The sequence below is a fragment of the Pseudomonas sp. KCJK9058 genome (assembly GCF_046230975.1).
Lineage (GTDB): Bacteria > Pseudomonadota > Gammaproteobacteria > Pseudomonadales > Pseudomonadaceae > Aquipseudomonas > Aquipseudomonas alloputida.
Map to the genome: position 1 here is coordinate 1 of NZ_JBJJLR010000055.1, position 13,206 is coordinate 13,206.

The following is a 13,206-nucleotide window of genomic DNA, read 5'->3' on the forward strand; positions in this document are numbered from 1 at the left end:
GGCCGGCACAGACTTCAGCGATCAGTCAGGAATACGCAGCACCTGCCCCGGATAGATCTTGTCCGGGTGCTTGAGCATCGGCTTGTTGGCCTCGAAAATCTTGTTGTACTGGTTGGCATTGCCATACACGACCATGGCAATGGCTGAAAGTGTGTCGCCCGACTTCACAGTGACGAACCTTGCCGCCTGGACTACCGGCCCGGTCACGGTGATCTGGTCCTCGACACTGGCCACGCCGCTGATGTTGCCCGCCGCCAGGATGATCTTCTCCTTCTCTTCCTGGCTGGCCACTTCACCCTTGAGGATGATCTTGTCTCCTTCTACAGTGGCCGTGATGTTGGGGTTGCCCAGGCCGACAGCTTCCACGTGTTTCTTAAGCTGCTCCTCGGCATTGGCGTTGCCAGGGGTCAGCAGGTCGATCAACTTCTCGCCGGCTTCCTTCACGAAACTGAACAGGCTCATTGCGCTCTCCTTGTTGACGAAACCTTGGACACAAGAGTCTAGGCCAGCTTTACCACTCCCGCCCTGCGCGACCAATCGACGCGGTCTATCAAGGCATAGACCCTAGCGATTAGACGCCGCCGGCCCGCACGCCTAGGCTTGTGCTATCAGAAAGCCGCCGGTATTCAGCGCCCCGATGAACAGCAAGCCTCCGGTCTGCGCGGCCTCATCGCCCTTGTCCATGCCCGCCGCCAGCAACACCTACGATTACGTCCAGCTCAGCGACGCCAAACGCGACAGCACCCCGCTGGCCGAGGAAGTGGCCCTGGCCATTGTCTATAACGGCCTCAACCAGGCGGTGATGCTGGTCAGTCCTACCGATCTGGAAGACTTCGCGGTCGGTTTCAGCGTCGGCAGCGGCATTGTCGAAGGCACCGCAGAAATCTACGACCTCAAGCTCTCCGGCAGCGGCTCGGCAATGTACGCCGACCTGGAAATCTCCAGCCGGGCGTTCTGGAACCTGAAAAACCAGCGCCGCCAACTGGCCGGCACCAGTGGTTGCGGGCTGTGTGGGGTCGAGGCCCTGGAGCAGGCGCTGCCGGATCTGGCCGTGTTGCCGGGTGCGCCCCTGCCCCCGGCCCAGTGGCTGGTCGGCCTGCGCGAGCGCATCGACGCCTTCCAGCCACTGGGCCAGCATTGCGGCGCCGTACATGCAGCACTGTTCATGGACCGCCAAGGCGAACTGCTGCTCGGCCGCGAAGACATCGGCCGGCACAACGCCCTCGACAAACTGATTGGTGCCCTGCTGCGGCAACACATCGACAGCCAGGGTGGCTTGGTCATCGTCACCAGCCGCTGCAGCCTGGAGCTGATCCAGAAAGTACTGCGTGCCGGCATCCAGACCCTGGTCAGCCTGTCAGCGCCCACCGGCCTTGCCCTGCAATGGGCACGCAAGCACAACCTCAACCTTATCCATTTGCCCAAGCACAGCGCACCGCGGGTCTACAGCCCAGCGGCGGAGTCGTAACAGTCGTGACCTCGTACCAACCTCTTCCGGACAACGCCCCAGCCTCCCCTCCTCGCTACAAGCCCTACCACGGCCCCGCCGGCGGTTGGGGCGCACTGCGTAGCGTGGCCAAGGCATGGGTCGGCAGCGATAACGCGCTGAAGAACATTCGCGCCCTGCTCAAGACCAACCAGAACGGCGGCTTCGACTGCCCCGGCTGCGCCTGGGGGGATTCGCCGGAAAGCGGCATGGTCAAGTTCTGCGAGAACGGCGCCAAGGCGGTGAACTGGGAAGCTACCAAGCGCCGTGTCGATGCAGCCTTCTTCGCCCGTTACAGCGTCACCTCGCTGCTGCAGCAGAGCGACTACTGGTTGGAGTACCAAGGGCGTCTGACCGAACCGATGGTCTACGACGCACCCAGCGACCGTTACCTGCCGATCAGCTGGGATGCCGCCTTCGCCCTGATCGCCCGCGAACTGAACAAGCTGGCCAACCCTGACCAGGCCGAATTCTATACCTCGGGACGTGCCAGCAACGAAGCGGCGTACCTGTACCAACTGTTCGTGCGCGCCTACGGCACCAACAACTTTCCTGACTGCTCGAACATGTGCCATGAGGCCAGCGGCGTGGCATTGGGGCAAAGCGTCGGGGTCGGCAAGGGTACCGTCACCTTCGACGACTTCGAGCACGCCGACTCTATTTTTGTCTGGGGCCAGAACCCCGGCACCAATCACCCGCGCATGCTCGACCCACTGCGCGATGCGGTAAAACGTGGCGCCCAGGTGGTGTGCATCAACCCGCTCAAGGAGCGTGGTCTGGAGCGCTTCCAGCACCCCCAGAACCCACTGGAAATGCTGACCAACAGTGACCGTCCGACCAACACCGCCTTCTTCCGCCCGGCCCTGGGTGGCGACATGGCGATGCTGCGTGGCATGGCCAAGTTCGCCCTGCAATGGGAACGCGAAGCCCAGGCCAACGGCGAACCGGCCGTGTTCGACCACGCCTTCATCGCCGAACATGGCCATGGCGTCGATGAGTACCTGGCCGTGGTGGACGCCACGCCGTGGTCGCACATCCAGGCACAGTCCGGCCTGCCCCTGGCCGATATCGAACTGGCCGCGCGCATGTACTGCCGTGGCAAGCGGGTGATCATGTGCTGGGCGATGGGCATCACCCAACACCGTCATTCGGTGCCGACCATTCAGGAAATCGTCAACCTGCAGATGCTGCGTGGCAACATCGGCGTGCCCGGCGCCGGCCTGTGCCCGGTGCGTGGCCACAGCAACGTGCAGGGTGACCGCACCATGGGCATCAACGAGCGCCCGCCAGAGGCGCTGCTGGATGCCATCGAAAAGCGCTTTGGCTTCCCCGTGCCGCGGCGCAATGGCCATAACACCGTCGAAGCCATTCACGCGATGCTCGATGGCCGGGCCAAGGTTTTCATCGGCTTGGGCGGCAACTTCGCCCAAGCCACACCCGACACTGAGCGTACCGCCCAGGCGCTGCGCAACTGCGAGCTGACCGTGCACATCAGCACCAAGCTCAACCGTAGCCACCTGGTCCATGGCAAGCAGGCACTGATCCTGCCGTGCCTGGGCCGCACCGACATCGACCTGCAGGCCGACGGGCCGCAGGCAGTCACGGTGGAAGACTCGTTCAGCATGGTCCACGCCTCCAACGGCCAGCTGAAGCCGCTGTCGACGCAAATGCGCTCGGAACCTGCAGTGATCGCTGGCATCGCCGCCGCCACGCTGGGCAAGCAACCGGTGGACTGGCACTGGCTGGTGGCCGACTACGACCGCATTCGCGATCTGATCGGCGATACCATTGCCGGTTTCAGCGGCTTTAACCAGCGCCTACGTAATCCGGGTGGCTTCTATCTGGGCAACAGCGCGGCCAGCCGCGAATGGGCGACCAGCACCGGCCGCGCCAACTTCAAGGCCAACCTGCTGCCCGACACGCTGCTTGACGAACGCGTACGGGCCAGCGGCCAGTTGCCAGACTTGATCATGCAATCGATGCGCTCGCACGATCAGTACAACACCACTATCTACGGCCTGGACGACCGCTACCGCGGTGTGCGCGGCCAACGCGAGGTGCTGTTCGCCAACGAAGCCGACATCATCCGCCTGGGCTTCCAGCCGGGGCAGAAGGTCGACATCGTTTCGCTGTGGGGGGATGAACATGTGCGCCGGGTGCAAGGCTTTACCCTGCTGGCCTTCGACATACCTGCCGGGCAGGCGGCGGCGTATTACCCGGAGGTGAACCCGCTGGTGCCACTGGAGAGCATTGGTGTTGGTAGCCATACGCCAACATCGAAGTTCATTGCCATCAAGCTGGAGCGTGCGCGCGAGGACGGGCGTATCCTGTAAAAATGAAAAAAGCCCTGTTCCGTGGCGGCTCAGGGCTTTGTCATAAAGGTCTCAGACAGCCTAAAAACGATAAAGTTTCATAGTAAATACAGCAAGTTAGAGAATTGTGTACAACTCGTGTTACTCGTCGGATTTCCGTTGCCAGCCAAGTCTCTTAGCCTCAAATTCGCCTCGTCATCCCTATGAGGCTCTCTTGATGAAGAAGTACTCCTCGATTCTGTTGTTGTCTTTCAGCTTGCTCAGCGGCGTTGCCATGGCAGGCGGCACCACCGAGGCCGGCATTGGCGGCGCATTGGGTGGGGTACTGGGCTCTGTCGTGGGCAACTCCATCGGTGGCAGCACCGGCGGCGCCATTGGTGCCGGTCTGGGCGGTGCGGCAGGCGGCGCATTGGGTGCCGACAAGCGCCAGCGCGGTGAGGCTGCTATTGGCGGCGCGCTGGGTGCTGCCGGCGGTAACGTGGTGGGTCGCTCGGTGGGTGGCACCACCGGTAGCTACATTGGCGCAGCAGCCGGCGGTGGCGCCGGTGGTGCGCTGGGTAACTACATGGGCAACAAGGCCGACGAAGACGAGCGCCACGAAAATCGCCGCTACCGTCGCGGCTACGACGACGACCGTCGTCACTGGGACCGTGGTCACCACTATGGCCACCGCAAGCACAAGCGCCACTGGCGCGACTAACGCCTGAGGGCCCTGCCCCCGGCAACAAAAGCCCCGCCCCTGCCAGCGGGGCTTTTTTATGCCTGCCGCTCCAGCACGAGGCCGGACAGAATCACCTGCAGCGCCTCTGGCAACGCCACAGGCCGGCCACTGTCGCGCTCGATGAACACCTGCACTACCGTGCCTGCTGCGCACGCCTCCGGTTCGCCCGGGCGATACAGCGCCAGCCGGTACTCTACCGTGCTGCCCGCCAGTCGCGTCACTCCCAACCCCACCTCCAACAAATCCGGGAAGCCCGGTAGCGCGTAGAAATCCGCAGCCGAACTGACCACGAAGGCGGCCAGTTCACCGTGCCGCAGGTCCAGTTCGGCCTGCTCGACGAGAAACGCCTGGATCGCGGTTTCAAAAAAACCGTGCACCGTTGCACCGGCGATGTGGCCGTTCAGGTCGTTGTCCTGGGGGCGGGTAAGGATCGGGTGGAAGTGGGAGAAGGCAGTGCGCTGAGGGGCTTCGGTCATCTGGCTGGCTCTTGTCTTCGCAATGGATGCTGACAGTGAAACAGAAAAACCAGACTTTCGCTGCCTATGCGGGCCCCTTCGCGGGTAAACCCGCTCCTACACGACGGCCTGCGCCCACCACCGATCAGTATGTAGGAGCGGGTTTACCCGCGAATACGATGGCGGCTGCGACGGTGAACCACGGGTGGAAATTGGTCAGCAGGTCCGGCCCTTTCGCGGGCAAGCCCGCTCCTACACGACGGCCTGCGCCCACCACCGATCAGTATGTAGGAGCGGGTTTACCCGCGAATACGATGGCGGCTGCGACGGTGAACCACGGGTGGAAATTGGCCAGCAGGCCCGGCCCTTTCGCGGGTAAACCCGCTCCTACACGACGGCCTGCGCCCACCACCAATCAGTGTGTAGGAGCGGGTTTACCCGCGAATACGATGGCGGCTGCGACGGTGAATCGCGGGTGGACATTGGCCAGCAGGTCCAGCCTTTTCGCGGGTAATCCCGCATCCACAAAAAAGCCGCCCCTGGGGGCGGCTTTCTCGTTGCGGCTGAGCTCGGCTTACAGCTGCGGACCAGCGGCTTTGATGGCGTCGGAAACTTCGAACTTCTTGAAGTTTTCGATGAACAGCTTGGCCAGACCTTTGGCAGCCTCGTCGTAGGCCGCTTTGTCAGCCCAGTTGGTGCGCGGGTTGAGCAGTTCGGTTTCAACGCCCGGAACGGCCTTCGGCACGTCCAGGTTGATGATGTCCAGGTGCTCGGTTTCGGCACCGACCAATGCGCCGCTCTGGATGGCAGCGATCACGGCACGGGTGGTGGGGATGCTGAAGCGCTTGCCAACGCCGTAGCCACCACCAGTCCAACCGGTGTTGACCAGGTAGACCTTGGAGTTGAAACCATTGATACGCTTGATCAGCAGCTCAGCGTACTCGCCAGCCGGACGCGGGAAGAACGGTGCGCCGAAGCAGGTGGAGAAGGTCGACTTGATGCCGCCGCCCGAGCCCATTTCAGTGGAACCGACCAGCGCGGTGTAGCCGGACAGGAAGTGGTAGGCCGCCTGCTCGTTGTTCAGGATCGAAACCGGAGGCAGAACACCTGTCAGGTCGCAGGTGAGGAAGATCACTGCGTTAGGCTCGCCGCCCAGGTTCGCTTCCGAACGCTTGGCAACGTGCTCCAGCGGGTAGGCCGCACGGCTGTTCTGAGTCAGGCTGACGTCGGTGTAGTCGGCGTGCTTGTTGGCGTCGAGAACGACGTTTTCCAGTACTGCGCCGTGCTTGATGGCTTTCCAGATGACCGGCTCGTTCTTTTCGGACAAGTCGATGCACTTGGCGTAGCAGCCGCCTTCCATGTTGAAGACAACGCCTTCGCCCCAACCGTGCTCGTCGTCACCGATCAGGTAACGGCTTTCGTCAGCCGAAAGGGTGGTCTTGCCAGTACCGGACAGGCCGAAGAACAAGGTCACATCGCCTTCTTCGCCGATGTTGGCTGCGCAGTGCATTGGCAGTACGTCGGCAGCCGGCAGCAGGAAGTTCTGCACCGAGAACATGGCTTTCTTCATTTCGCCGGCGTAGCGCATGCCAGCGATCAGCACTTTCTTCTGGGCGAAGTTGATGATCACGCAACCGTCGGAGTTGGTGCCGTCACGCTCAGGCTCGCACACGAAGTTGGCGACGTTGAGGATCTGCCACTGGTCGCGGCCAGCCGGGTTGAACTGCTCCGGGTTGATGAACAGGCAACGACCGAACAGGTTCTGCCAGGCAGTCTGGGTGGTCATCTTCACCGGCAGGTAGTGCTCGGCTGCGGCCCCTACGTGAACATAGGAAACGAAGTGATCCTGGGCGTTGTTGAATGCCTCGACGCGAGCCCACAGGGCATCGAACTTGTCAGCCGGGAACTTGCGGTTGATCGGGCCCCAGGAAATGGCGTCCTGGGTGGAAGGTTCTTCGACGATGAAACGGTCAGCCGGCGAGCGGCCAGTACGGTGACCAGTCTCCACGACCAGTGCGCCAGTATCGGCTAGTACGCCTTCACCGCGTTGCAGCGCTTCTTTTACCAGCTCATCGACGCTCAGGTCGGTGTACACGGTGTTGTTGGCTTGCGTCATGAGATACCCCATCCGGCCCGAGGCCGAGTGCTCCAAACGTTTTGTAGTTGTCTTGAAAAAACTACTACAGCGAAAAAAGTGGCCGGATTATGCCAGAAACGCCCAAAAAAAGTAGGCCCCTCCTGTCAGAACTGCGCTTTTGCGCAATTCGACAGGAGATTATCCTGTGATTTAACGTTTCAGTGACGAGTTTCTGAGGCCACGTCAGTACCGCCACCCGCAAACAGTTGCGCCACATCGCTGGCATCGAAGAAGTAGCGCTCGTTGCAGAACTGGCAATCGATCTCTACCGTCCCGCCACATTCGTCCACCAGCGCCTTGGCGTCGTGTTCGCCCAGACTGACCAGCGCATTGCCGGAGCGTTCCCGCGAACAGCTGCAATTGAAGCGCAGTGGCTGGATATCGAACAGGCGCACGGCGTCTTCGTGGTACAGGCGGTGCAGCAGGGTTTCGTTGCCCTCTGTCCACTCTTCAGGCTTGAGCGTCTTGGCCAGGGCCACCACGTGCTGCCAGCTGTCTTCGCGCTCTTCATCATCCGGCTGGCGATCACGCGGCAGTTGCTGCAGCAACAGCCCACGGGCCTTGCCGCCTGCGGCATTGAGCCAGAAACGGGTATTAAGCTGCTGCGACTGGACGAAGTAGCTGGTGAAACATTCCGACAGGTTGGCGCCATCGAGGTCGACGGTCCCCTGATAGCGCTGGCCCTTGACCGGGTCGATGGTCAGGGTCAGGTGGCCGTCAGGCATCAGCTGCGACAGGGTGGCATCAGCCGAAATCTGGTCCGCTTCGTAGCGGGCCATGCCGCGGATCTCGCGGTCGCTGGAGCATTCCACCATCAGCAGCGGAATCGGCCCAGCCGAACGCGCCTGCAGAATCAGCAAGCCATCGAACTTCATCGCACCCACCAGCAAGGCGGTGGCGGCCATCAACTCACCGAGCAGCACCTTGACCGGCTGGGGGTACTCATGACGCGCCAACACTGCGGCGTAGCTGTCATCGAGAGACACCCACTCGCCGCGCACATCGCGCTCGTCGAAGAGGAAACGTTGGGTGAAATCTGTATCAGGCAAATCGCTCATAGGTTTCGGCTATCTAAAAAATGATGACAAAATGGTTACAAGGGTTGTCGAGAATCGGCGAGAACCCGTGACAGAGCGCTCACAAGGCGCTCCGATTCCTGTTTGCAATAGAGGTATTTTATGGACAATCGACCACTGTTCCAAGCAAGGTGGTCCTGGGGGCCATTGGCAGCCTGTACGCTGCTTCCCATCGCTCTACTGTGTTTCTGGTTATGGCCTTTTGGCCAGATCCTGTGCCTGACTTTCGACGAGTGGCTGTTCCGCAGCCTGAACGCGCCGCTGGCCGATAGCACCACCTGGCGCTACATCTGGACCATCGGCAGCCTACGCCCGTTCGACATCGTCGTCGGCCTGATCCTGCTCGCTGTGCTCATTCGTGGTGACTGGGTGTTCAAGGCCGCTCAGGTTCGCCAGGCATTTTTCGGCTTTCTGGTCACGCTACTCCTCTTAGTGGTGATTCGCGCGCTGTTTTCCAAGTGGGTGGATGCAGCCGGGTGGCAACACAAGAGCCCATCGATGATCTTCGACGACGTCGTGCACCTGAGTGACTATTACCCGAACCTGGAGGCGGCCTGGGAACTCAAGGACCGTTCCAGCAAAAGTTTCCCGGGTGATCACGCCTCGGTGCTGCTGATCTGGGCGCTGTTCATGAGCGTGTTCAGCCGCCGCCTTGTGCAATACCTGGTGGTCTGGGGGCTCGCAGCGCTGTTCATGCTGCCGCGCCTGGTGGCCGGTGCCCACTGGGGGCAGGACGACTACATCGGCGGCTTGCTGATGGCCGTACTGGCGTTGGGCTGGAGCTACTACACGCCCCTGGCGGCCAAAGGCAGCGAGGCGTTGATGCGCTGGACAGCGCCGTTGTTCAAGCTGCTGTCCACGTTACCGCTGGTCGGACGAATGGCGGTGTTGCGCTAGATTTCTGGGGCTGCGCAGCAGCCCCATTCAATCGTAACTTCCATGCAGCTGGTGAATCTGCCGCCGCTGCTTCTTGGTCGGCCGGCCATCGGTGGTCACGCCCATGGCCCCGGCCTTACGCATCTCAGCCGCCTGTTCACGGCGACGCACACTTTCTTCGGTTTCCTCGTACAACGCCTGCGCCTCTGGGGCACCACGACGCACCACCGACAGCGCCTTCACCACCACCGTGCGCTCATCGAAGCCGGTACGCAGCACGAACTCGTCGCCCACCCGCGGCTCTTTGCCCGGCTTGCAGCGCTCGCCCCGGCAATGCACCTTGCCACTCTCGATCGCCGCCTTGGCCAGCGCTCGCGTCTTGTAGAAGCGCGCCGCCCACAACCATTTGTCCAGGCGAACCTTGTCGTCGTCTTCGGCTTTTTGTGCCATCCCGTTACCTCGGATTCTGTCTTTCATCGAACTGTACTACCTTCACATACGGATGCAAAAAGTCCCCGCCGTGCTTAAAGTTCTCCACCTCATTCGCAGGGTGCGCTTCGTGAAGACATTTGACCATTTGACTGTGATCGGCCTGCGCGAGTGGGTCGCCCTGCCTGACCTCGGCGTGGCCGGGCTGCGCGCCAAGATCGACACCGGTGCCAGCACGTCGAGCCTGCATGCCACCGAAGTGGAACCCTTCGAGCGCGACGGCCAGCCCTGGGTTCGCTTCACTGCGCACCTGGGCTCGGTGGTGCAGTTGCGCCACCGCCGCTGCGAGGCACCGTTGGTGACGATGAAGACCATCAAGAGCTCCAACGGCCACGCCCAGACCCGCTACGTCATCCGCACGTCACTGGCGCTGGGTGATGGTGTGTGGGAGGTGGAGTTCACCCTGGCCTGCCGCAAGAACATGCGCTACCGCCTGTTGCTTGGCTCCAAGGCCCTGATACACGGCCAGCTGGTAGTGAACCCAGGCCTGAAATACGTACAAGACAAACCGGCCTTCCCGGCCACCCTTTCCCCTGTCACAGGTGCTGCATGAAGATCGCTGTGCTGTCGCGCAATCCGCGTCTGTATTCCACCCGCCGCCTGGTCGAAGCCGGTACCCAGCGTGGCCACGAAATGGTGGTGATCGATACCCTGCGGGCATACATGAACATTGCCAGCCACAAGCCGCAGATCCACTACCGCGGCAAGCCGCTGGAAGGCTTCGATGCCGTGATCCCGCGCATAGGTGCTTCGGTTACGTTCTATGGCTGCGCGGTGCTGCGCCAGTTCGAAATGATGGGCGTCTACCCGCTCAACGAGTCGGTAGCCATTGCCCGCTCGCGCGACAAGCTGCGCTCGTTGCAGCTGTTGTCGCGGCGCGGCATCGGCTTGCCGATCACCGGTTTCGCCCACTCGCCGGATGACATCCCCGACTTGATCCAGATGGTCAACGGTGCCCCGCTGGTGATCAAGGTACTGGAAGGCACCCAGGGCATTGGCGTGGTGCTGTGCGAAACCCCCCAAGCGGCCGAGTCGGTAATCGAAGCGTTCATGGGCCTCAAGCAAAACATCATGGTTCAGGAATACATCAAGGAGGCCGGTGGCGCAGATATCCGATGCTTCGTGGTAGGCGACAAAGTAATTGCCTCGATGAAGCGTCAGGCCAAACCGGGCGAGTTCCGCTCCAACCTGCATCGGGGTGGCGTCGCCAGCCTGATAAAAATCACCCCAGAAGAGCGCATCACCGCCATCCGGGCGGCCAAGGTGATGGGGTTGAGCGTGGCGGGTGTGGATATCCTGCGTTCCAACCACGGGCCGTTGGTGATGGAGGTAAACTCGTCGCCAGGGCTGGAGGGCATTGAAGTCACCACCGGCAAGAACGTCGCCGGGATGATCATCGAGCACCTGGAGAAGAATGGCGGGCCCAATCAGACCCGGACCAAGGGCAAAGGCTGATTCAAGCCTGTGCCCGCCTCTTCGCGGCTAAGCCGCTGCCACAGGTATTGCAGAGTCCCTGTAGGAGCGGTTTTAAACGCGAAGAGGCCAGTGAGCCTCACACAGCATTACGCGGCAGCAGCAGCCCCAGCGGCAACCTGACCCGCGCCTCGATCCCGCCGCCAGACCGGTTACGCAACTCCACGTTCCCGCCATGTTGCGCAGCAATCCGCTTCACGATCGCCAACCCCAACCCGGTGCCCTTGCCGCCCCGCGCCCGGTCACCGCGAATGAACGGGTTGAAAATGGTTTCCAGCTCCGACTCGTCAATACCGGTGCCCCGGTCCAGCACACTGAGCACCACATACGGCGCACTCTCATCACCTGACACATAGGCAGCCACCTCAACCCCCTTGCCAGCATGGTGCAGGGCGTTGCCGATCAGGTTGCCCAGCATGCGCTTGAGCGAAACCCGGCGCAGCGGGAACGGTGGAATCGGCTCCAGGCACAGGCGCACACGCTCTTCCGGCTGGTTGTACGGAGCCACCACCTCACGCACCAAGTCAGCAAGGTCGACCTCTTCCACCGGCTCGTCACGGCCATCGCGGATGAAGGCCAGGAACTGATCGAGAATCGCGTCCATGTCCTCGATATCGCGAACCATGTCATCGCTCAGCTCGTTGTCGCTGTTCAGCAAGGACAGCGACAGACGCAGGCGCGTCAGTGGCGTGCGCAAGTCGTGGGAAACCCCGGCCAGCATCAACTCGCGCTCGCGCCCGGCCTGCTCGACATCCTCGGCCATCTGGTTGAACGCCTTGTACACCTCGGTCATCTCGCTGGGGGTATCGCTGATCGGCAGGCGCACACTGCGCCCCTGGCCAAGCTGGCGGGCGGCGAACACCAAGCGTTTGAGCGGCTGGTTGAGCTGACGCACAAAAATCCACGCCGATGCTGTGGACAACAAGCCAATGGCCAGGAACCAGCCCAGCACGTTCCAGATCTTCTGCCCACGCAATGGGTGCGGGTACAGCGGCACTTTCAGCCAACCCGGCCCCAGGCTTGGCGCATTGACCCACAACGCGGGCGGTGCATGAATGCGCAGCCGCACTTCGGTGTCGTCACCCAGCTCGGCCTGCATCTGCCGTTGGTAGATTTCACTGTAGGGCCAATGCTGCTCGCCTTCGGGCACACCCGAGCCGGTCACCCGGATAAGGCCTGCCGCCTCGGCGATCTTGTCGCGGTTTTCTTCGTCGGCGGCCCAATAGGCGCGCAAGGTCAGCGCTACACCATGGCTGTACTGACGGTCGACCAGCACGTCCTCGTTCATCAGCAGGTAGACCAGGGTCAGCGCCTTGGAGAACAGAACGACGATCAACACCAGCCACAGGGTGCGGGCGAAGAAACTTTGCGGAAACCAGAGCGGTGTTTTCATCGACGTTCAGGCATCATTTTCCGGCGTTTCCGTCCGGTACGAACACGTAGCCGACGCCCCAGACGGTCTGGATGTAACGCGGCTTGGACGGGTCCGGCTCGATCATGCGACGCAGGCGTGAGATCTGCACATCGATGGAGCGCTCCAGCGCATCCCATTCGCGGCCGCGCGCCAGGTTCATCAGCTTGTCGCGGGTCAACGGCTCACGGGCGTGCATCACCAGGGCCTTGAGCACGGCGAACTCGCCGGTGGTGAGCATGTGCACTTCGTTGCCGCGCTTGAGCTCGCGGGTGGCCAGCGACAGTTCATAGTCGCCGAAGGTGACCGACTCGTCTTCGCTGCCCGGCGCTCCCGGCACGCTCGGCGCCTGGCGACGCAACACCGCCTTGACCCGGGCCATCAGTTCGTCCGGGTTGAACGGTTTGCCCAGGTAGTCGTCGGCGCCCAGCTCCAGGCCCTTGATGCGGCTGAGCTCGTCGCCCTTGGCGGTCAGCATGATGATCGGGATCTGGTTGTTCTGCTGGCGCAGGCGCTTGCAGGCGGACAGACCATCCTCGCCTGGCAGCATCAGGTCGAGCACCACCAGGTTGAACACCTCGCGCTGCAGCAGGCGATCCATCTGCTCGGTGTTGGGCACTGCACGGGCACGGTAGCCCTTGCTGGTGAAGAAACGTTCCAGCAGGCTGCTAAGCCCCGGATCGTCGTCGACGATGAGAATCTTGTCACCTTCAGCGGTGTTTGGCGTGCCGGTCATGAATAACTCCTCTGATATCGCCGCGCATTATGGC

At 62.0% G+C, this 13,206-nt stretch carries 13 protein-coding genes; 6 read left to right on the forward strand and 7 right to left on the reverse strand.

What is annotated here, in order from left to right:
• Positions 1-21 precede the first annotated feature (21 nt).
• A complete protein-coding gene (lysM, locus tag ACK59Z_RS22365) occupies positions 22-462 on the reverse strand; it encodes a peptidoglycan-binding protein LysM (protein ID WP_010951629.1) in 441 nt (146 codons plus the stop codon).
• A gap of 175 nt (positions 463-637) precedes the next feature.
• Here lysM and fdhD point away from each other — a divergent pair, with 175 nt between their 5' ends.
• The 3 genes from fdhD (at position 638) to ACK59Z_RS22380 (ending at position 4,498) form a co-directional block, all read left to right on the forward strand.
• Positions 638-1,468: a formate dehydrogenase accessory sulfurtransferase FdhD gene (gene fdhD, locus ACK59Z_RS22370; protein WP_108191473.1), complete on the forward strand. Its 831-nt coding sequence runs from the start codon at positions 638-640 to the stop codon at positions 1,466-1,468.
• A gap of 5 nt (positions 1,469-1,473) precedes the next feature.
• The gene (locus ACK59Z_RS22375; RefSeq protein ID WP_409293679.1) at positions 1,474-3,819 is read left to right on the forward strand and encodes an FdhF/YdeP family oxidoreductase; all 2,346 of its coding nucleotides are present in this window, start codon (positions 1,474-1,476) and stop codon (positions 3,817-3,819) included.
• 196 nt (positions 3,820-4,015) lie between these two features.
• Entirely contained in the window at positions 4,016-4,498 is a 483-nt protein-coding gene (locus ACK59Z_RS22380) for a glycine zipper domain-containing protein (protein ID WP_064491775.1), read from the forward strand.
• A gap of 56 nt (positions 4,499-4,554) precedes the next feature.
• Here the strand turns inward: ACK59Z_RS22380 and ACK59Z_RS22385 are convergent, their stop codons facing one another.
• From ACK59Z_RS22385 to hslO, 3 genes are all read right to left on the reverse strand, one after another.
• Positions 4,555-4,995 (reverse strand): thioesterase family protein, encoded by a 441-nt coding sequence (locus ACK59Z_RS22385; RefSeq protein WP_003255804.1) that lies wholly within the window; start codon positions 4,993-4,995, stop codon positions 4,555-4,557.
• 553 nt (positions 4,996-5,548) lie between these two features.
• Positions 5,549-7,090: a phosphoenolpyruvate carboxykinase gene (locus tag ACK59Z_RS22390; RefSeq protein WP_003255806.1), complete on the reverse strand. Its 1,542-nt coding sequence runs from the start codon at positions 7,088-7,090 to the stop codon at positions 5,549-5,551.
• A 179-nt stretch (positions 7,091-7,269) separates the two neighbouring features.
• Positions 7,270-8,169, reverse strand: a complete 900-nt coding sequence (hslO, locus tag ACK59Z_RS22395) for an Hsp33 family molecular chaperone HslO (protein ID WP_003255808.1) — start codon at positions 8,167-8,169, stop codon at positions 7,270-7,272.
• Between the two features lie 120 nt (positions 8,170-8,289).
• Here hslO and ACK59Z_RS22400 point away from each other — a divergent pair, with 120 nt between their 5' ends.
• A complete protein-coding gene (locus ACK59Z_RS22400) occupies positions 8,290-9,084 on the forward strand; it encodes a phosphatase PAP2 family protein (RefSeq protein ID WP_004576368.1) in 795 nt (264 codons plus the stop codon).
• 27 nt (positions 9,085-9,111) lie between these two features.
• Here the strand turns inward: ACK59Z_RS22400 and ACK59Z_RS22405 are convergent, their stop codons facing one another.
• A complete protein-coding gene (locus tag ACK59Z_RS22405) occupies positions 9,112-9,513 on the reverse strand; it encodes an RNA-binding S4 domain-containing protein (protein ID WP_003255812.1) in 402 nt (133 codons plus the stop codon).
• Between the two features lie 109 nt (positions 9,514-9,622).
• Between ACK59Z_RS22405 and ACK59Z_RS22410 the strand changes: the two genes are divergently transcribed.
• On the forward strand, positions 9,623-10,105 hold the full coding sequence (locus tag ACK59Z_RS22410) for an ATP-dependent zinc protease (protein WP_004576370.1): 483 nt from the start codon (positions 9,623-9,625) through the stop codon (positions 10,103-10,105).
• Positions 10,102-11,007 (forward strand): 30S ribosomal protein S6--L-glutamate ligase, encoded by a 906-nt coding sequence (gene rimK, locus ACK59Z_RS22415; RefSeq protein WP_003255817.1) that lies wholly within the window; start codon positions 10,102-10,104, stop codon positions 11,005-11,007. The genes ACK59Z_RS22410 and rimK overlap by 4 nt, the downstream gene beginning before the upstream one ends.
• 97 nt (positions 11,008-11,104) lie before the next feature.
• On the opposite strand, the gene ACK59Z_RS22420 is transcribed toward rimK, so the two are convergent.
• Both ACK59Z_RS22420 and ompR read right to left on the reverse strand, forming a co-directional pair.
• A complete protein-coding gene (locus ACK59Z_RS22420) occupies positions 11,105-12,418 on the reverse strand; it encodes an ATP-binding protein (RefSeq protein WP_003255819.1) in 1,314 nt (437 codons plus the stop codon).
• A 13-nt stretch (positions 12,419-12,431) separates the two neighbouring features.
• Complete coding sequence (gene ompR, locus ACK59Z_RS22425; RefSeq protein ID WP_003255821.1) at positions 12,432-13,172, reverse strand: two-component system response regulator OmpR; 741 nt, start codon at positions 13,170-13,172, stop codon at positions 12,432-12,434.
• Positions 13,173-13,206: the final 34 nt, after the last annotated feature.

Excerpts from the sequence above, each read along its gene's own strand:
- lysM (WP_010951629.1), bottom strand. The coding sequence starts at position 462 with ATGAGCCTGTTCAGTTTCGTGAAGGAAGCCGGCGAGAAGTTGATCGAC.
- fdhD (WP_108191473.1), top strand. The coding sequence starts at position 638 with ATGAACAGCAAGCCTCCGGTCTGCGCGGCCTCATCGCCCTTGTCCATG.
- ACK59Z_RS22380 (WP_064491775.1), top strand. The coding sequence starts at position 4,016 with ATGAAGAAGTACTCCTCGATTCTGTTGTTGTCTTTCAGCTTGCTCAGC.
- ACK59Z_RS22385 (WP_003255804.1), bottom strand. The coding sequence starts at position 4,995 with ATGACCGAAGCCCCTCAGCGCACTGCCTTCTCCCACTTCCACCCGATC.
- ACK59Z_RS22390 (WP_003255806.1), bottom strand. The coding sequence starts at position 7,090 with ATGACGCAAGCCAACAACACCGTGTACACCGACCTGAGCGTCGATGAG.
- hslO (WP_003255808.1), bottom strand. The coding sequence starts at position 8,169 with ATGAGCGATTTGCCTGATACAGATTTCACCCAACGTTTCCTCTTCGAC.
- ACK59Z_RS22400 (WP_004576368.1), top strand. The coding sequence starts at position 8,290 with ATGGACAATCGACCACTGTTCCAAGCAAGGTGGTCCTGGGGGCCATTG.
- ACK59Z_RS22405 (WP_003255812.1), bottom strand. The coding sequence starts at position 9,513 with ATGGCACAAAAAGCCGAAGACGACGACAAGGTTCGCCTGGACAAATGG.
- rimK (WP_003255817.1), top strand. The coding sequence starts at position 10,102 with ATGAAGATCGCTGTGCTGTCGCGCAATCCGCGTCTGTATTCCACCCGC.
- ACK59Z_RS22420 (WP_003255819.1), bottom strand. The coding sequence starts at position 12,418 with ATGAAAACACCGCTCTGGTTTCCGCAAAGTTTCTTCGCCCGCACCCTG.
- ompR (WP_003255821.1), bottom strand. The coding sequence starts at position 13,172 with ATGACCGGCACGCCAAACACCGCTGAAGGTGACAAGATTCTCATCGTC.